14 protein-coding genes and 3 pseudogenes are annotated in these 18,800 nt (G+C 63.9%); 15 read left to right on the top strand and 2 right to left on the bottom strand.

Annotation, left to right across the window (positions count from 1 at the left end; genetic code table 11):
- Positions 1-237: 237 nt before the first annotated feature.
- From ACNJYB_RS21280 to ACNJYB_RS21250, 7 genes and pseudogenes are all read left to right on the top strand, one after another.
- Positions 238-1,098, top strand: coding sequence for a tyrosine-type recombinase/integrase (locus ACNJYB_RS21280; RefSeq protein ID WP_439368084.1), 861 nt, complete (start codon positions 238-240; stop codon positions 1,096-1,098).
- Between the two features lie 6 nt (positions 1,099-1,104).
- Positions 1,105-2,286 carry an IS91 family transposase gene (locus ACNJYB_RS21275; protein WP_439375460.1) on the top strand — a complete coding sequence of 394 codons (1,182 nt, stop codon included), beginning with the start codon at positions 1,105-1,107 and terminating at the stop codon, positions 2,284-2,286.
- Positions 2,287-2,689: 403 nt separating this feature from the next.
- Positions 2,690-2,958: pseudogene (locus ACNJYB_RS21270) on the top strand (transposase); the annotation flags it as partial.
- Positions 2,959-3,492: 534 nt separating this feature from the next.
- A complete protein-coding gene (gene ltrA, locus ACNJYB_RS21265) occupies positions 3,493-4,740 on the top strand; it encodes a group II intron reverse transcriptase/maturase (RefSeq protein ID WP_439368284.1) in 1,248 nt (415 codons plus the stop codon).
- A 67-nt stretch (positions 4,741-4,807) separates the two neighbouring features.
- Positions 4,808-5,455: pseudogene (locus tag ACNJYB_RS21260) on the top strand (IS5/IS1182 family transposase); the annotation flags it as partial.
- Positions 5,456-5,478: 23 nt separating this feature from the next.
- Positions 5,479-6,522: an IS110 family transposase gene (locus ACNJYB_RS21255; protein ID WP_128944741.1), complete on the top strand. Its 1,044-nt coding sequence runs from the start codon at positions 5,479-5,481 to the stop codon at positions 6,520-6,522.
- 286 nt (positions 6,523-6,808) lie between these two features.
- Positions 6,809-7,297, top strand: a pseudogene (locus tag ACNJYB_RS21250) (IS5/IS1182 family transposase); the annotation flags it as partial.
- A 7-nt stretch (positions 7,298-7,304) separates the two neighbouring features.
- Here the strand turns inward: ACNJYB_RS21250 and xth are convergent.
- The gene (gene xth, locus ACNJYB_RS21245) at positions 7,305-8,102 is read right to left on the bottom strand and encodes an exodeoxyribonuclease III (protein ID WP_439368283.1); all 798 of its coding nucleotides are present in this window, start codon (positions 8,100-8,102) and stop codon (positions 7,305-7,307) included.
- Between the two features lie 133 nt (positions 8,103-8,235).
- Between xth and ACNJYB_RS21240 the strand changes: the two genes are divergently transcribed.
- Entirely contained in the window at positions 8,236-10,569 is a 2,334-nt protein-coding gene (locus ACNJYB_RS21240; RefSeq protein WP_439368282.1) for an ATP-binding protein, read from the top strand.
- A 4-nt stretch (positions 10,570-10,573) separates the two neighbouring features.
- On the opposite strand, the gene erpA is transcribed toward ACNJYB_RS21240, so the two are convergent.
- Entirely contained in the window at positions 10,574-10,903 is a 330-nt protein-coding gene (erpA, locus tag ACNJYB_RS21235; RefSeq protein WP_025036472.1) for an iron-sulfur cluster insertion protein ErpA, read from the bottom strand.
- Positions 10,904-11,024: 121 nt separating this feature from the next.
- On the opposite strand from erpA, the gene ACNJYB_RS21230 reads away from it, so the two are divergent.
- The 7 genes from ACNJYB_RS21230 to ACNJYB_RS21200 all read left to right on the top strand — a co-directional run bounded on the left by ACNJYB_RS21230 (position 11,025) and on the right by ACNJYB_RS21200 (position 18,783).
- Positions 11,025-12,221 (top strand): deoxyguanosinetriphosphate triphosphohydrolase, encoded by a 1,197-nt coding sequence (locus ACNJYB_RS21230; protein ID WP_439368281.1) that lies wholly within the window; start codon positions 11,025-11,027, stop codon positions 12,219-12,221.
- Positions 12,222-12,230: 9 nt separating this feature from the next.
- Positions 12,231-14,021, top strand: a complete 1,791-nt coding sequence (gene argS / locus ACNJYB_RS21225; RefSeq protein ID WP_439368280.1) for an arginine--tRNA ligase — start codon at positions 12,231-12,233, stop codon at positions 14,019-14,021.
- 139 nt (positions 14,022-14,160) lie between these two features.
- Positions 14,161-15,687 (top strand): SPOR domain-containing protein, encoded by a 1,527-nt coding sequence (locus tag ACNJYB_RS21220; protein ID WP_439375612.1) that lies wholly within the window; start codon positions 14,161-14,163, stop codon positions 15,685-15,687.
- 46 nt (positions 15,688-15,733) lie between these two features.
- Entirely contained in the window at positions 15,734-16,762 is a 1,029-nt protein-coding gene (gene nagZ / locus ACNJYB_RS21215; protein ID WP_439368279.1) for a beta-N-acetylhexosaminidase, read from the top strand.
- Entirely contained in the window at positions 16,759-17,598 is an 840-nt protein-coding gene (locus ACNJYB_RS21210; RefSeq protein WP_439368277.1) for a segregation and condensation protein A, read from the top strand. The genes nagZ and ACNJYB_RS21210 overlap by 4 nt, the downstream gene beginning before the upstream one ends.
- Positions 17,599-17,619: 21 nt before the next feature.
- A complete protein-coding gene (gene scpB / locus ACNJYB_RS21205) occupies positions 17,620-18,384 on the top strand; it encodes an SMC-Scp complex subunit ScpB (RefSeq protein WP_439368275.1) in 765 nt (254 codons plus the stop codon).
- Positions 18,385-18,549: 165 nt separating this feature from the next.
- Positions 18,550-18,783 (top strand): twin-arginine translocase TatA/TatE family subunit, encoded by a 234-nt coding sequence (locus tag ACNJYB_RS21200; RefSeq protein ID WP_018642198.1) that lies wholly within the window; start codon positions 18,550-18,552, stop codon positions 18,781-18,783.
- The last annotated feature ends 17 nt before the right edge of the window (positions 18,784-18,800 follow it).

The following is an 18,800-nucleotide window of genomic DNA, read 5'->3' as shown; positions in this document are numbered from 1 at the left end:
CTTACGCCGTCGTCCGTGAAGAGTGGCTAAGCGATTGAGCTAGAATCGCATTTGTCGTTGTGGACTGTTTTGCGTTTGCAGGGGTTTGATGCTTCGGGCGTCGGAACCTTGCAATTTCATTTTCAAGATTGAACGAAGCCGCTGGCGCGGCATGTAGGGAGGCATAGCAAGGATTGCCTCCTGTCTGAGAGGATTGCGGGTTTTCGAAGCCCAACCCTTTAGACAGGAGGTTTTCCGATGGCTGAGATCAGCCCACTTCGCCGCCGCATGATCGAGGACATGACGGTCCGCAATCTGTCACCGGCGACGCAGCAATCCTACCTCAACGCCGTAGCGAAGTTGAGCCGATATTTCGGTCGTTCTCCTGACCGCCTCGACCTGGAGGATATCCGTGCTTTCCAGGTTCATCTGGTTGCGACGGGGATGTCCTGGCCGGCGCTGAACCAGATCGTCTGCGCACTGCGGTTTTTCTACGGTGTGACGCTGGGTCATGACACCGTTCCGGAGCGCATCGCCTATGCGCGTAAACCGCGCAAACTGCCGGTGGTGCTGAGCGCCGACGAGGTCGTGCGCTTCCTGGAAGCAATCCCAAGCCTCAAGAGCCGTACCGCGCTGACCACCGTCTATGCCGCAGGCTTGCGCGTATCGGAAGTGGTCCTCTTGAAGGTTGTCGACATTGATAGCCAGCGGATGTTGATCCGGGTCGAGCACGGCAAGGGCGGCAAGGACCGTTACGTTATGCTCTCGCCGCAGCTTTTGAGGATTCTGCGGACGTATTGGCGGCTCACTCGGCCCAAACGATGGCTATTTCCCGGCCGCGACGACGAGCGTCCGCTCGTCCCTAACGTGCTGCACGCCGCCTGCCGTTCAGCCTGTACGGCGGCCGGCTTGAGCAAGTCGGTGACAGTGCATACGCTGCGGCACACATTCGCGACCCATCTCCTGGAGAACGGGGCCGACGTGCGCATCATCCAGGTGCTGCTCGGCCATGCCAGTCTGCAGAGCACGGCGCGCTATACCCAAGTCGCCACAAAGACCATCAGCAATACGCCAAGTCCGCTTGACCGGCTCCGCCTGGAGGTCGTGCCGCCCGGCTGAGCGGACCTGATGACTCCAGTTCTGGAAGTGGCGGATATCTTCCGCCGCCACGGCGAAGCGTTTCGGCAAGCTCGTGCCGGACATCTGGGTCGCGTCGAGCGGCGCGTCATGGGCGCGATCACGGCATGCCGGACGGCTGTGCTTGGCGGCCACATCGAGCAATGCGACGACTGCGGTGCCACCCGGATCGCCTACAACTCCTGTCGCAATCGGCATTGCCCGAAGTGCCAAGGCTCGGCGCGCGCGCAATGGCTTGCCGAGCGACAATCCGAACTCCTTCCCGTGCCATACTTCCACGTCGTCTTCACCTTGCCGGCGCCGGCCAGAGAGATTGCTTTCCAGAACAAGGCGGTGGTCTATGCCATTCTGTTCCGCTGCGCGGCCGAGACGCTCACCACCATCGCGGCCGACCCCAAGCATCTCGGCGCTCAGCTCGGTCTGACCGCCGTCCTCCATACTTGGGGTCAAACCCTGCAACACCATCCGCATATCCACTGCGTCGTGCCTGGTGGTGGACCTTCACTCGACGGCACACACTGGGTCGCTTGCCGGCCCGGCTTCTTCCTGCCGGTGCGCGTCCTCTCCAGGCTGTTCCGCCGCCTGTTTCTGCAAGAGCTGCAAGCTGCCTTCGCGGCTGGCCAGTTGGGCTTCTTTGGCGATCTCGCCCGTCTCGCCGATCCCGCCGCATTCGCCGAGCGCCTCGCTCAACTTCGATGGACCGACTGGGTCGTCTATGCCAAGCCGCCATTCGGTGGGCCCGAACAGGTGCTGGCTTATCTCGGCCGCTATACGCATCGCGTCGCCATCGCCAACAGTAGGCTGATCTCGCTTGCCGACGGCAAGGTGAGCTTTGCCTGGAAGGACTATCGGCAGAATCGTAAAACCAAAGTGATGACGCTTAAGGCCGATGAGTTCATTCGTCGCTTTCTCCTGCACACCCTGCCGGACAGCTTCCACCGCATCCGCCACTATGGTTTCCTCGCCAATGGCGGACGCAACGATAAAATCGCTTTCTGCCGTCAACTCCTTGCTGTCCGCAACGCTCCGACTGATCAAGAAGCCGGCGCCGATCCCCTCACCAAATGCGAGATCCCCGTCTGCCCGCATTGTGGCGGCACCATGCGGCGCGTCGATATCGTCCCGCGAGCCTGCGCGCGCGACCAGCCGTTTCATTGTGATACGTCATGACCAGCGTCTGTACCATCCACCCCTTCCGTAATCACCTTCTTGGTGGCAACGTCCGAAGTCGCCGTGGCCGCGCTCGTCACCGAACACCCCGCCAATCGTTCGGTAGCGCATCCCAGCGCTGCAAATCGCTCGCTGGATCGCGCCCTTGGCCCGATCAATCGGGCCCCTCACATCCGATGAATGACTCGCGGACGCGCGGCGACCACAGGCGAGCGTTCCCCGCAGCCGCACCCGCTGCACTATTCCCATAGCGCCCACAACTCCGCAGCTTCGTTCAATCCGGCTTCTATGAGGTCGCACGCACCACAGAGCGCGCGGCTCGCGCCTGCCACGCGACCTCACAGAACCCTCAAGATTCCGTCGAATCGCCAACCATGATTCCGTCATCGCATCGGAGGTGGCGATGCGACCGAAGAAGCACAGGACGACGGGATCGGGCGATCTGTTCCGGGCCAGGCTGGACCAAATCATCAATATGAAGCACGAGCTGGTTCAGCTCGCCGGCAAGGTCGATTGGGACTGGATCGACGGCGAGATCGCGCCGCTCTATAGCGAGAATGGTCGGCCCGGGATCGCGAGCCGCTTCATGATCGGGCTGTTGCTGCTCAAGCACATTTACGGGCTGTCCGATGAGGGGTGTGCGAGCGCTGGGTCCACGACCCATATTTCCGTGTGCCTCGTAGCCGGTGCGTATCTGCCGGCACAACTGTGTTGAAGATGGGAGTTGGTCTCCCGGAGCCGGCCTGCAGGGGCAGGCTTCAAACCACTCCAGGCTGCTGCGTTTAAGAGACGTGGTGGTGAGCGCTGGGGAAAAGGCGGCAGGCTACGCCGTCAGGTGAGTGATGAGAAGATGAGCGCAAGCGAACCGCCGATGACGCATCGAAATGGGTCCAGGCGCTGTCAAAACGAGCATGGGGATAGTGATGCTCGGAAGAGTGTGGGCGATACCTGCTTACGGTCCACGCGGCAGCCGGTGTATAGGCGGCATGATCTCATCACAGGCTTCAATCCGGAACGAGGGAACCTGGCTCGGGGTGTTAAGGGAAATCCGCAAGTGGTGCACACCACGAGGGAGAACACCAAAACCCGAGACAGGGGCGGAGGAGCCTGTAGTAGCGCTGAAGTAGCTGTAATGGCTATGGAGCGAAGGGGCTGCGTTATCCTGTCCGACATCGGACGCCAACCGGCTTTGTCGGGAGGAGCGTCATGACGCCGGACAAACCGTTGCCGATCACCAAGCGTATGGTCTGGGAGGCCTACCAGCTGGTGGCAGGGAATGGAAAGGCGGCGGGCGTCGATGGCCAGAGCCTGGACGAATTCGCGCATAACCTTGGGAATAACCTCTACAAGCTCTGGAATCGCATGGCGTCGGGAAGCTATCTCCCGCCTGCGGTCAGGCGCGTGGAGATTCCCAAGGCCAATGGCGGCATCCGTCCTCTGGGCATCCCGACGGTCGCGGACCGCGTCGCACAGATGGTGGTCAAGCAGTATCTGGAACCGGGGTTGGATCGGGTGTTTGATCCTGACTCCTATGGCTATCGGCCGGGAAAATCAGCGCATCAGGCGATCGAGCAAACGCGCAAGCGATGCTGGGACTATGAGTGGGCTTTGGACCTCGACATCAAAGGCTTTTTCGACACGATCGATCATGCCCTTTTGGTTAGAGCGCTTCGGAAGCACTGCCAGGAGCCCTGGGTTTTGCTGTACGTCGAACGATGGCTGAAGGCTCCGGTAGAGATGCCTGATGGGACCATCCAGAAACGGGAAGCCGGAACACCGCAAGGTGGAGTGGTAAGCCCGCTGCTGGCGAATCTTTTTCTGCATTATAGCTTCGATGCGTGGATGCGTCGGACGTTTCCGCGCATTCCGTTCGAACGCTATGCCGATGATGCAATCTGCCATTGCCGGACACGGCAGGAGGCCGAGCATCTGAAGGCAGCGCTGGAAATGAGATTGGCCGATTGTCATCTGACGCTGCACCCGCAGAAGACCCAAGTGGTTTATTGCAGAGACAGTAATCGACGCGGGACGCATCCGCAGATCCACTTCACCTTCCTTGGCTTCACCTTCCGACCCCGTAGGGCGAAGAACCGTTGGGGAAAGCTCTTCACGCGCTTCCTTCCCGCAGTTGGCCTGCAGGCGCTCAAACGCATGCGGGAGCGGATAAGGAGCTGGCGCCTGCCACAGCACGCGCCGCTTCCGTTGGCGGATATAGCCCGAATACTCAATCCGATCCTTCAAGGATGGTGGCAGTATTATGGGCGTTTCTATCCAACGGAAATGTGGAAGCTGTTCACGTACTTTGATGAACGTCTCGGGGCTTGGCTCCGGCGGAAGTACAAGTCGCTCAAAAGGCACCGGGGACGGAGCTTGCGGCGACTGAACAGCATTGCGAAGCGCAATCCCTCTTTCTTCGTCCACTGGACGCGCCTTGGTCACGCAACGGTTGGGTGACAAGAGCCGGATGATGCGAGAGTATCACGTCCGGTTCTGTGAGGGGCTGAGGGTGAAACTCCCTCGGCCCACTCGACAGTACTTCACCGGCGAAGAGTTCTTCCAGCACGCATTCCCGCACGAGCGCTCGGACCTGAGCCACTGGCGCAAGCGGCTCGGCGACAAGCTGGAGCTGTTGCTGGCCGAGAGCTTGCGGGTGGCACACGAGGCCGGCGCGTTACGCAGCCAGGACATCAAGCGGGTCACAGTCGATACCACCGTGCAGCCGAAGGCGATCACCTTCCCGACCGATGCCAAGCTCTTGCACGCGGCGATCAAGGGGCTCAACCGTCTGGCGAGGAAGCACGGGGTCAAGCTGCGGCAGTCCTATCTGCGCATTGCCAAAACCGCGACAATGATGGCGGGACGCTACGGCCATGCCAAGCAATTCAAGCGGCATCAGCGGCAGTTGCGCATCCTGCGCAGCCGACTGGGCCGGATCATCCGCGATATCCGCCGCAAGATCGAAGGTCAGGCTGTGCTTGAGAACACGTTCGCCCTCCCGCTCAGCCGGGCCTCGCAGATCCGCTCGCAGCAGCAACGCCAGCGCGGCTTCAAGCTTTATTCCTTCCACGCCCCGGAGGTGGAGTGCATCGGCAAGGGCAAAGCAGCCGCGCCTTACGAGTTAATGGCATGGACCACGCCCGCTCTCAGCGGCAACGTGCAGCCCGGCGGGGGGCAGCAGCAGGAGCGCAAGCCATGTCGAATACGAACCTTGTCACAATCGGCATCGATCTCGGGAAGAACACATTCCACGTCGTCGGTCTCGATGCCACAGGCGCAATTACGCTACGCAAGAAGCGGTCGAGAAATCAGCTTGACCAGTCGCTGGGCAATATTCCGCGTTGTCTGATCGGAATGGAGGCGTGTGCAGGCGCACATCATCTGGGGCGCAGGCTCGAGAAATTAGGCCATCAAGTACGGCTCTTGCCGGCGCAGTACGTCAAACCATACCTCAAGGGTCACAAGAATGACTTTCGGGATGCTGAAGCGATCGCCGAGGCCGCTCAGCGGCCGACAATGCGGTTCGTTCCAGTGAAGTCAGCCGAACAACTTGATTTACAGGCACTACACAGAGTTCGCAGTCGATTGGTGACGCAGAGAACGGCGGTCATCAATCAAATCCGGGGCTTTTTGCTTGAGCGAGGGCTACCAGTGCGGCAGGGAGCGGCAGCACTCCGACTGGCACTTCCTCAGATTCTCTCAGCGCCAAACGACAACTTATCGCCTCGCGTGATCCAGCTCATTCAGGACTTGGCCGAGGACTGGCGCTATCTCGACCGACGGGTCGCGTCAATGACGAAAGAAATCGACGAACTCGCTGATCAAGATCCACACTGTCGCCGCCTAATGAGTGCGCCCGGCGTCGGGCCGATCATCTCAAGCGCGATGGTCGCCGCCATCGGAACCGGTGATGCCTTCCATAAAGGCCGAGACTTTGCAGCATGGCTTGGTCTGGTACCAAAGCAAATCTCGACCGGCGATCGAACCATTCTCGGGCGCATATCGAGGCGCGGTAATCGGTACCTGCGAACGCTGTTTATTCAAGGTGCCAGAGCCGTACTTCTGCAGCGTCAGAGTTGGCCTCGGCATGGCTTCGCAGCCTGGTTAGAGGCAGCGTCGAAGCGGCTCCACTCCAATGTCTTGGTTGTTGCCCTGGCCGCAAAACTTGCGCGCATGGCCTGGAGCATGCTCGCAAAGGGCCGTGACTACGACGCCAACCTCCTGGGCCGCACCGCATAAGAAACAGGGCCGGAAAGGAAAATCCAAGGTCGGGATCAGAAGGCACAATAACCCGCCGAGGTTTGCGAGACGGAAAGGACGAATGGAGAAACGGTTCCACCGACACTTCTGAAGCCTGGTTCGACTCCATGGCCCTTCTTGAGGCCGGCGAGTTATTGAGGACAGAAGTGAGCGGATATCCATGATGGCTCGGGGCAACAGCCCCAAATTGAAGCCGGATAGATTGGCGCAAACCGCTTCATCCCTTTGTCGATTCCTCTTGCAACGCGGGCGTGGTCCATAGATCGGCGTCAAAGCCTCCATCGTCACCAACAACCGCCGTTCTCCAGGGGGCCTGTTCGTGCTGCACGCCAGGGCGCTACCCGATAACCCGTACGACGGTCACACCTTGCGGGACGTCATCGACCGCACCGAGACACTCACCGGCTGCGCGATCGAGCGGGCCTATGTCGACAAGGGATACCGCGGCCACGACGCACAAAATCCCCGACGGATCTTCATCTCCGGCCAGAAGCGCGGCGTCTTCGGTGTCATCAAGCGCGAGCTGCGCCGCCGCTCCGCCATCGAACCCATCATCGGACACCTGAAGGCCGATGGTCACCTCGGCCGCTGCTACCTCAAAGGCCGCGCCGGCGATGCGGCTAACGTCATCCTCTCAGCCGTGGGCCACAACTTCCGCCGCATCCTCGCCTGGCTCAGAGAACTCTTGTGCCTCATCCTGCTCCAGCTATGGCGCACGTTCGGCCGTCCCGCCCCGCTCAATTCGCCTTCTTAACGGACGACTACGCCGCTTCCAGATCCAGATCCGCCCACACCGGTACGTGGTCCGACGGCTTCTCCCAGCCGCGCACATAGCTGTCGATCCCGACATTGGCGAGCTTGTCGCTAGCCTGTGGCGACATCAACAGGTGGTCGATGCGCAGGCCCTGGTTCTTCTGCCAGGCGCCGGCCTGGTAGTCCCAGAACGTGTAAAGCCCAGGCTCGTCGGTGACTGCCCGCAAGGCATCGGTGAGGCCGAGGCCGAGCAGGGACTGAAAACTCTCGCGCGTCTCGGTCTTGAACAGGGCATCCTCGGTCCAGGCGGCCGGATTGTGCACGTCGCGGGCATGCGGGATGACGTTGAAGTCGCCTGCGAGGATCAGCGGTTCCTCGGTCTTGAGGCGCTCCTTGGAATACTCAAGAAGCCGGGACATCCATTTCAGCTTGTAGGGATATTTGTCGCTCCCGACCGGATTGCCATTGGGTAGATAGAGGCAGGCGATGCGCAGCACGCCGGACTTGAGCGTCACCACGCCCTCGAGGAAGCGGGCATGGGCGTCCTCGTCGTCGCCGGCAAGCCCGGACTTGGTCTCGTCGAACCGCAGCTTCGAGAGCAGGGCGACGCCGTTGAACGTCTTCTGCCCATGGGTGACGACGTTGTAGCCGAGCGCCTCGATCTCCAGCCGCGGGAAGGCCTCGTCGACACATTTGATCTCCTGCAGGCAGACGATGTCCGGCTGGCACTCCCTCAGCCAGGTCAGCAGGAGATCGATCCGCTGCCGGACCGAGTTCACGTTCCAGGTGGCAACTCTGATGGGCATTGGGGAAGGGCTCCGGGCAGGGGCCATGGTTAGAACAAAATGCAAACGTGCCCGTCAAGGACGCCGCAAAATCTCCCACAAAATTAACCCGGCTTAAGCGGGCCGCAGGCCTTATGGGGAAAAGGTTCCGCTTATGGAATGGCCGGTCGAGACTTCACATCACACTGAGCCGCACGAGGGCCTCGTCGGCGCGTTCCTGTATTGGCTCGGCGGCTTCGAGATCGAGGACGGCCTGACCGCTGATCTCAGCGAACGGCAACTGCGCCGCATCCGTGCCAAGCAGATCGGTGCAGTGACGCAGGCTATCCCGGTGACGATGGGCGTCACGATGCTCAACGTCGCCATCGTGCTAATCTTGTGCTGGGGCCAGGGCTGGAACGACTTTCTCGCGATCTGGGCGATGACGCTGGCCGTCAGTGCCTCGCTTGCGGTGCGGGTCTGGCGGCGGTCGCACCAGAACCCGCCGCAGGAGGCATCGCCTCGCGGTGCGCAGCAGATGATGCGGCAGGCGTTCTTCCTTGCCGCGATCTGGGGCACGCTGCCGCTCGCCCTGTTCAGCCGCATCGAGCCGACCAGCCAGCTCATCCTCGCCTGCCTGATGGTCGGCATGATGTCCGGCGGCGCCTTCACGCTGTCAACCTTCCCCCGCGCAGGCCTCGTCTATCTCGCCACCATCACGGTCGCCTGCACCGGCGCGCTGCTGCTGTGCGGCACCGGGCCCTATCTGGTCACCGCGGTGTTCCTGCTGCTGTTCGCCTTCTTCATGGCGCGCAACATCGTCTCGCAGGGCAATCTGTTCCTCGGTAACCTCAAGGCCCAGCTTGAGCTCGAGCGGCAGACCGAGATCATCTCGCTGCTGCTGAAGGATTTCCAGGAGAACGCCAGCGACTGGCTGTGGCAGACCGATGCCGACGGGCATCTGGTCGACGTGCCTCAGCGCTTCGCCGACGTGGCACAGCTGCCGCTTCCGCTGCTGAAGGGCTCGCAGTTCGCCGACGTGCTCGACATGCTCTGCCCCGAGGACAAGACCGCGGCCTACAACATCGTCGGCCTGATGGAGCACAACGAGCCGCTGCACGAGATGAACCTCGAGGTCGTCGCCGGCGGTGAGGCGCGGCTGTGGTCGCTGACCGCAAAGCCCGCCTATGACCGCGACGGCCAGTTCCTCGGTTATCGCGGCTTCGGCCGCGACGTCACCGAGCGCTGGCGCGCCGAAAAGGCCGAGGCGGAGAGCCGCGCCAAATCCGACTTCCTCGCAGTGATGAGCCACGAGATCCGCACGCCCATGAACGGCGTGCTCGGGCTCGCCAGCATGATGCTGGAAACGAAACTCGATCCGGAGCAGCGCGAGGCCGTCACCACGATCCGCGAGTCCGGCGACAATCTCCAGCGCATCCTCAACGACATCCTCGACCTCTCCAAGCTCGAGGCCGGCCGCTTCCAGTTCGAGGCGATCGACTTCGCGCCGCAGGCGCTGGTCGAGACGGTTGCGACCGTGGTACGCGCGAGCGCGAAGAGCAAGGGGATCTCCGTCAGGGTCGAGCTCGATCCGAACCTGCCGCCGATGCTGCGCGGCGACGTCGCGCGCATCAGGCAGGTGCTGCTCAATCTCGCCTCCAACGCGGTGAAGTTCACCGACGACGGCGAGGTGACGCTATCGGCCAACTGCCAGGCGCGCCGCGACCTGCTGGCGACCGTCGAGTGGACGGTGACCGACAGCGGCATCGGCATCGCGCCCGAGAAGCTCGGGCAGCTGTTCAGCGACTTTGCGCAGGCCGACGCCTCGATCAGCCGCCGCTTCGGCGGCACGGGCCTTGGCCTTGCGATCAGCAGGCGCATCATCGAGCAGATGGGCGGCACGATCGGTGTCACCTCGACGCCGGGCGAGGGCTCGACCTTCCGCTTCACGCTTGTACTGCCCTGGAGCCAGGCGCAGGCCCCCGGTGCGACCGCCGAGCGCGACGAGGCAGAGGAGCTGAAGGCCCGCATCGCCGACCTCGATCGGCCGCTCAAGGTGCTGGTCGCGGAGGACGATGCCGTCAACCGCATGGTCGTGAGCAAGATGCTGGGGGCCTTCGAGGTCGAGCTGCGCGTCGTCACCGACGGCGTCGAGGCCGTCGCGGCGGCCTCGGAAGGCGACTACGATGTCGTGCTGATGGATGTGCGCATGCCCGACATGGACGGTCTCGCCGCGACCCGCGCGATCCGCGCGCAAGGCGGCCGCTTCGATGGCCTGCCGATGATCGCGCTCACCGCCAACGCCTTCCCCGAAGACGTCAGGATCTGCCGCGAAGCGGGCATGTCGGACTTCCTGGCCAAGCCGCTGCGCAAGCCGGCGCTGGTCGCGGCTTTGCTACGCGCGCTGGACGGCTACCACATGGCGTCGGAAGACGCGCCGCTGCAGCCGGAACTGATGCCGGGCGACGTCGAGTGGACGGACGAGGAAAGGCAGATGACCGGCGTCTAGCCGGTCAGATCGAGAAGCTGGTGCCGCAGCCGCAGGATGCCGTGGCGTTGGGATTGTTGACGCGGAAAGAGGCGCCGATCAGATCGTCCACGAAATCGACCTGCGATCCCGCCAGGAACGGCTGCGAGGCGGAATCGACCAGCACCACCGCATTGTCCTGCTCGATCACGAGATCGTCGTCGGTGCGGGCGCGGTCGATGTCGAACTTGTACTGGAAGCCGGAGCAGCCGCCGCCCTCGACCGAGATACGCAGCATCGCGCCTGACCCTTCGCCCTTGAGGATCTCCCCAATCCGGCGGGCGGCCCGGTCACTGATGGTCACGGCAGTCGTCATTGCTGGTCTCCGATAGTCCCGCGTCATACCCAATTCATTTGGTATCCCGCGCCTGACATAGTTAAGTGCCACCATAAGCAGAATCAAATGCATATGGACTAAATTCGCCGTGTCCGTCGGAATGGCAGCCCCCCGCTCGCCCTATGCCTGCGACCCCGATCGCAGCCGTGGCCGGCTGGTCGCCGAGCCCCCGAGCCGGACCCGCAGCCCGTTCCGGCGGGATTGCGACCGGGTGATCCATTCCACCGCGTTTCGCCGCCTCAAGTACAAGACCCAGGTGTTCGTGTTCCACGAGGGCGACCACTACCGCACCCGGCTGACCCATTCGCTGGAGGTGGCGCAGATCGCCCGCGCGCTGGCCCGGCAGCTCGGGCTGGACGAGGACCTCACGGAAACCCTGGCGCTCGCCCATGACCTCGGCCATCCGCCCTTCGGCCACGCCGGCGAGCGGGCGCTGGACGCCTGCCTGAAGGAGTTCGGCGGCTTCGATCACAATGCCCAGACGCTCCGCGTCGTCGGTTCGCTGGAGCACCGCTATCCCGAGTTCGACGGACTCAACCTGACCTGGGAGTCGCTGGAGGGCATCGTCAAGCACAACGGGCCGCTGACCGATCGCAGCGGCGCGCCGGTCGGACGCTATCGCGAGCATGGCGTTCCCGTCGGGATCGCCGACTACATCAAGGTCTACGATCTCGAATTGTGGAGCTTCGCCTCGCTTGAAGCCCAGGTCGCCGCGATCGCCGACGACATCGCCTATGATGCCCACGACATCGACGACGGCCTGCGCGCGGGCCTGTTCGCTCTCGACGATCTCAAGGTCATGCCGCTCACTGCGGAGATCATCGACGGGATCGCCGCCCATTATCCCGATCTCGAAGACGTCAGGCGCGGCGCCGAGCTGGTGCGCGAGCTGATCTCGCACCTGATCGGCGCGGTATTCGCCGAGGCGCAGAGAAACCTCGCCGCCACGAGGCCGCAATCGGCCCAGGACGTGCGCCAGCAGAGCCGGGCGCTGATCGCGTTCCCCGCCGAGGTCGCCGAGGAGGAGGCCGCCATCAAGGGCTTCCTGTATCAGCACATGTACCGCCACAAGCGGGTGATGCGGGTGATGGGGGAGGCCGAGCAGATCCTGTTCGACCTGTTCGCGAAATACCTGAAATCCCCGGCCGAGCTGCCGCCGGAATGGCTGGTCGGGGCGGAGGCGGACGACGAGGGCGACCGGGCCCGCCGGGTCGGCAATTTCATTGCCGGAATGACCGACCGTTTCGCCCTGACCGAGCACCAGCGGCTTTTTGACTCGACCCCGGATTTGCGTTAGGCGGCGCCCATGCCCCAGACATCCTCATCCCTGCATTTATTCGCCGACGTGCTCGCACGCGTGCACGCCGCCTGCCGCGCGCTCGCGGCGGATTCCAGCTGGCCCGAGGGCATCGATTTCTCGCGCGTGGTGGTCGAGCCGCCGCGCGATGCCTCCCATGGCGACATGGCGACCAACGCCGCGATGGTGCTTGCGAAAGAGGCAAAGGCAAAGCCCCGCGATCTCGCCGAGCGGATTGCCGAGCGGCTGCGCGCCGATGCGCTGATCGCCAAGGTCGATGTCGCCGGTCCCGGCTTCATCAATCTGACGCTGAAGCCGGCCGCCTGGGCGGAAGCGCTGCGGACGGTGCTGCGCGAGGGGGCGGATTACGGCCGCGTGCGCGGCGGCGCCAAGGTCAATGTCGAATATGTGTCGGCCAATCCAACCGGGCCGATGCATGTCGGCCACTGCCGCGGCGCCGTGTTCGGCGACGCGCTGGCGAGCCTGCTCCAGTTCGCAGGCCACGACGTCACGCGCGAATATTACATCAACGATGCCGGCGCTCAGGTCGACGTGCTCGCACGCTCCGCCTTCCTGCGGTATCGCGAGGCGCTCGGCGACGACATCGGTGCCATACCCGAAGGGCTCTATCCCGGCGCGTATCTGAAGCCGGTGGGTGTGGCGCTCGCGAAGGAGCACGGCAACAAGCTGCTCGCGAAGAGCGAGGCCGAGTGGCTGCCGACTGTGCGAGCCAAGGCTATCACGATGATGATGGACGAGATCAAGGACGATCTCGCCGCCCTCAACATCCGCCACGACGTGTTCTTCTCGGAACGCTCGCTGATCGAGACCGGCACCAACAAGGTCGCCGAGACCATCGATTTCCTGAAGGCCAAGGGCGACATCTACGAGGGCCGCCTGCCGCCGCCTAAGGGCGCGCCGGTCGAGGATTGGGAAGACCGCGAGCAGCTGCTGTTCAAGGCGACCGCCTACGGAGACGACGTCGATCGTCCGCTGATCAAGTCGGACAATTCCTACACCTACTTCGCTTCCGACATCGCCTACCACAAGAACAAGTTCGACCGCGGTTTTGCGGAGATGATCGACGTCTGGGGCGCCGATCATGGCGGCTACATCAAGCGCATGCAGGCGGCGGTGAAGGCGATTACGTCCGGCAAGGGCTCGCTCGACGTCAAGATCGTCCAGCTCGTCAAGCTCTTGCGCAATGGCGAGCCGGTGAAAATGTCGAAGCGGAGCGGGGACTTCGTCACGTTGCGTGAGGTGGTGGATGAGGTCGGTCAGGACGCGGTCCGATTCATGATGCTCTACCGCAAGAACGACGCGGTCCTCGACTTCGACCTCGCCAAGGTCATGGAACAGTCGCGCGACAACCCGGTGTTCTATGTCCAGTACGGCCATGCCCGCGGCCACTCGATCTTCCGGAACGCGCGGGTCGAGGTGTTCCCGGAACTGCCGGAGGACGCCGGCAGACGCATGGCCTGGCTCGCTGAGTCGGCGGTGGAACGGCTGTCCGACCCTGTCGAACTCGACCTTCTTAAGCGCCTCGCAATTTATCCGCGCATGCTGGAAGCTGCCGCCGCGGCCCATGAGCCGCACCGAATCGCCTTCTATCTCTATGACTTAGCGAGCGAATTTCACGCACTTTGGACGAAAGGGCGCGATTTGCCCTATTTACGCTTCATTATCAATAATGATGCAGATCTTACAAAGGCGCGACTGGCAATGGTCCAGGGCGTCGTCTCTATCCTGGCATCGGGCCTCGCCATCCTCGGCGTCCATGCTCCGGACGAGATGCGGTAGTTTGGGGCGAACTACTTAAGGGGAATTCGGGGGTAACCGGCAGAAGCCGGATCGCTGAGACTTGGTTGAATGCCTTGTGGGTCGGAAGCCGTGCCTGGTCGAGGGGCGCGCGGCTTTCCCGAAGGGACGCATCATCACGATGGCCGAACGATATCACGACAGACCGTTTCCTTCCGATGACTATGGTCGCGGCGGCGATCTGCATGGGAAGGCGGACAACGATCCGTTGGCCGAGCTCGCCCGCCTGATCGGGCAGACCGATCCGTTCGCCGCGCAGGGCCGGCCTGCCGCGCGCCCGCCGGCAGCCTCCGCGCAGAGCTATCAGGACGACGATTATCGGCAGGGCGATTATCGACAGGACTATGCCGAGCCGGCTCCGCCGCCTCCGCCCGGGCCGCCGTCATGGATGCGCCGCGCCAACGTGCAGCCGCAGCCGGCACCCGCGCCGGAGCCGGACTATCACGTTTCCGTAAGCCCGGTTCATCCGTTGCACCGCTATTCCGCCCCGCCGGCCGCGCCCGAGCCTGATTTCCATCAGCCGCAGGCCTATCAGGATCATGCATCCCAGGATCACGCCGATCAGCAGGACCAAGCCTACCACGAGCCTTCTCAGCAGCCCGATCCGTCGCGCTACGACGATGCGCTGTACGGACGGCTGGAGACGGGTGAGGAGGAGTTTCAGCGCGATCCGGCCTATCCGGACGACCCTTACGCGTTCCAGAGCGACTATCCCGAGGCCGATCTCGACGAGCCGAAGAAGCAGCGCGGCGGCATGATGACGGTCGCGGCGATCCTCGCGCTCGCGGTGGTCGGCACCGGTGCGGCCTTCGCCTACAAGACCTATGTGGGCTCGCCCCGCAGCGGTGAGCCGCCGATCATCAAGGCCGACAACACCCCGACCAAGATCGTGCCCGCGCCGACGGACTCCTCGGCCAAGGTGCCGGATCGCATGGTCACCGGTGACGGCACCGAGAAGATCGTGCCGCGCGAGGAGGCGCCTGTCGACGTCAACGCCAGGGCGGGTGGTCCCCGCGTGGTGTTCCCACCACTGAACCAGAATGCGAATCCGCCGTCGGTGGCGAGCGTGTCGCCGTCTACGGTGCCGCCGCCGAGCGCAGGGGCGCCCCCGAGCAACGGGACGATGCCGAACAACTCGCCGCGCCCGATCAGGACCGTGGCCGTGAAGGGTGATCAGACCGACAGCGCCACGCCGCAATCGGCTGCCGCCAAGCCGACAGCTGCGGCGCCGAAGCCTGTTGCCGCGCCGGCTGCGCCGCGCAATCCGCCGACCTCGGCCAATGCCAGCGCCAACCAGCCGCTCTCGCTCACGCCGCAATCGACGCCCGCGGCCGAGTCACCGCAGCGGATGGCTGCAACCAATTCGACGCAGATTCTGCCCGCGAGCAGCGGTGGCTTCATCGTCCAGGTCTCCTCGCAACAGAGCGAGGACAGCGCCGCGGCCTCCTACCGGGTGCTCCAGAGCAAATATGGCAGCGTGCTTGGATCGCGCTCACCCGTGATCAAGCGGGTCGATCTCACCGACAAGGGCAAGGGGGTCGTATACCGCGCGTTCGCTGGCCCCTATGCGTCGGCCGAGGAAGCGACACACGCCTGCAACAGCCTGAAGGCTGCCGGCTTGCCGACCTGCTTCATCCAGAGGAATTAACGGCCCGTTCCTTGACCCCCAGACGGGCCAGGGTTAATCGGCCGTTATGAGCACGCGGGCCTTCATTACCGGCGTATCCGGAACGGAACTGACCGCCGCCGAGCGGGAGTTTATCCGCGCCGAACGCCCATGGGGCTTCATCCTGTTCAAGCGCAATGTCGCGACCCCGGCGCAAGTTGCGGCGCTGGTTGCGGAATTGCGGACGGTTGCGAATGCGGCCGACGCGCCGGTCCTGATCGACCAGGAAGGCGGACGGGTGCAGCGGTTGGGCCCGCCGCACTGGCCGGTCTATCCCCCGGGTGCCGTATTCGCGACCTTGTACGACACTGATTCGGCGCTCGGGCTCACCGCGGCGCGGCTCAGCGCCCGGCTGATCGCGGCCGATCTCGCCGATCTCGGCATTACCGTGGATTGCTTGCCGCTGGCTGACGTGCCGGTGCCGGGCGCCGACGCCGTGATCGGGAACCGGGCCTACGGCACCTTGCCGGCCAAGGTCGCAGCGATCGCCCGCGCGGTGACCGAGGGGCTGGAGCAAGGCGGCGTGCTGCCGGTGCTCAAGCACATCCCCGGCCATGGCCGCGCCACCGCCGACACCCATTTCAAGCTTCCGACAGTTGATACGCCTATGGACGAGCTCGATCGGACCGACTTTGCGGCGTTCAAGCCGCTGGCGGATCTGCCGATGGCCATGACTGCACATGTTGTGTTTAGCGCCGTCGACCCCGCCCAACCGGCGACGACATCTGCGACAATGATTGCTCGGGTGATTCGCGGCGCAATCGGGTTCCAGGGTTTGTTAATGAGTGATGACGTGTCGATGAACGCGCTGGCGGGCAGCATCGCCGAGCGGACCCGCGCCATCTTCGCGGCCGGCTGCGACGTGGCCCTGCATTGCAACGGCAACATCGACGAAATGCGCGAGGTCGCTGGTCAGACGCCAGAGCTGTCCGGCAAGGCCCTGGCGCGGGCGACAGCCGCGCTCGCCGCGCGCAAGGCGCCGCAGCCGTTCGATCGGGTGGCCGCCCGAACTGAGCTGGACGCATTGATCGCACGGGCAAACACGGCATCCGCATGACCGCAGAAATCCTATCGTTTGAAACCGGGCGGCCCGCAGAGCTCGCCGAGGGTGAGCCGGCGTTGGTGGTGGACGTCGAGGGCTATGAAGGTCCGCTCGACCTGCTGCTCGCGCTGGCGCGGCAGCAGAAGGTCGATCTCGCCAAGATCTCGATCCTGGCGCTGGCCGACCAGTATCTCCACTTCATCGAAGCCGCGCGAAAGATCCGGCTGGAACTCGCCGCCGACTACCTCGTCATGGCGGCCTGGCTTGCCTTCCTGAAATCGCGCCTGCTGCTGCCGGAGCCGCCGAGCGCCGAGGGGCCGAGCGCCGAGCAGATGGCGACCGCGCTCGCCAACCGTCTGCGCCGGCTGGAAGCCATTCGCGAAGCCGCCAACCGGCTGATGAACCGGCCGCAACTGCAGCGCGACATCTTCCCGCGCGGCGAGCCCGAGCAGATCGCCGAGATCAAGCATCCGAAATATACCGCAACGCTCTACGATCTGCTCACGGCCTATGCCTCGCAGCGCCAGTCGCGCGTGCTGGCGAGCGTGCATTTGGCCAAGCGCACGGTGTGGTCGCTTGCGGAAGCGCGCGCCACGCTGGAGCGGCTGGTCGGCAGCATCACCGAACAGGACGACTGGGGCGTTCTCGACGACTTCCTGATCCAGCACGTCGCCGATCCCACGCAGCGCGCGACGGTGTTCGCCTCGAGCTTCGCCGCCGCGCTCGAGCTGGTGCGCGAAGGTCAGCTCGAGCTGAATCAGAAAGAAGCGTTTGCGCCGATCTATTTCCGGAAGGGACGTCCTAAACCGGTTCCGGACGCAGCTCCTGCGCCCGACGCGCCGGTCGCCTAATTGCAAGAAGGAGAATCTGCCATGGCAAGCCTGGCTGAAGTGCGGGTAGAAGAGGCCGAGCCGATGGAGAACGAGACCCAGGCCCGTCCCGAAGAGCTACGGCTGCTGGAAGCGCTGCTGTTCGCGTCGAGCGAGCCGCTGGATACCGCGACGCTGGCCAAGCGCATGCCTGACGGCGTCGACGTCAAGGTCGCGCTCGAGCAGCTCCAGGCCGACTATGCCTCGCGCGGCGTCAATCTCGTGCGGGTCGCCAACAAATGGACCTTCCGCACCGCCGGCGATCTCGCCTGGCTGATGACGCGCGAGAGCACCGAGACGCGCCGCCTGTCGCGCGCCGCGATCGAAGTGCTGGCGATCATCGCCTATCACCAGCCGGTGACGCGCGCCGAGATCGAGGAGATCCGCGGCGTCGTCACCTCGAAGGGCACGCTCGACGTGCTGCTGGAGACGGGCTGGATCAAGCCGCGCGGCCGCCGCAAGACGCCGGGCCGTCCGCTTACGTTCGGAACCACCGAGGACTTCCTGTCGCAGTTCACCCTGGAACAGCTCGGCGACCTGCCGGGACTGGAAGAACTGAAAGGCACGGGCCTGCTGGATTCGCGCCTGCCGACGGGCTTCAGCGTGCCGACGCCGTCGGACGATCCGGCGCTGCGTGAGGACGAGGATCCGCTGGAACCTGGCGAGGACCTCGATCTGTCGCTCGCGCCGGCGGTCGAGCCGGAGGCGCCGGAAGCCAGCAACGAGGGCAGCGGCGAGGCTGCTCGCGAAGGCGGCTCCGAGGACTGATGTACCGGCCGTTGACCGGCCCTGCGGTAGGTTAACACTAGCAAGATTACGTAGCGCCAACAGCGAATTGGCGCTGCCTTGGTCCTTGTTTTTGACACCCGCCAAGCCTAGTTTTGGGTAAAGATCGGCCGGGTCCCCGGCCATGCGCGTTTGGAGGGTTGCAGGATGGGTTCACTCAGCATTTGGCACTGGATCTTGGTGATCGCAGTGGTCCTGCTGCTGTTCGGCCGCGGCAAGATTTCGGATCTGATGGGCGACGTGGCGCAGGGCATCAAGGCGTTCAAGAAGGGCATGCAGGACGACGACAAGCCTGCCGAGAAGCCGGAGCCGGCCAAGTCCATCGAGCACAACGCCGCGCCGACCGCGGCACGGTCCGACGTCGGCAGCAAGGCCGTCTGAGCCAGAGAGCACGCGAG

Origin of the sequence: Bradyrhizobium sp. SMVTL-02, assembly GCF_051853005.1 — a bacterium.
GTDB lineage: Bacteria > Pseudomonadota > Alphaproteobacteria > Rhizobiales > Xanthobacteraceae > Bradyrhizobium.
This window is presented reverse-complemented; position numbering and strand designations above follow the sequence as displayed.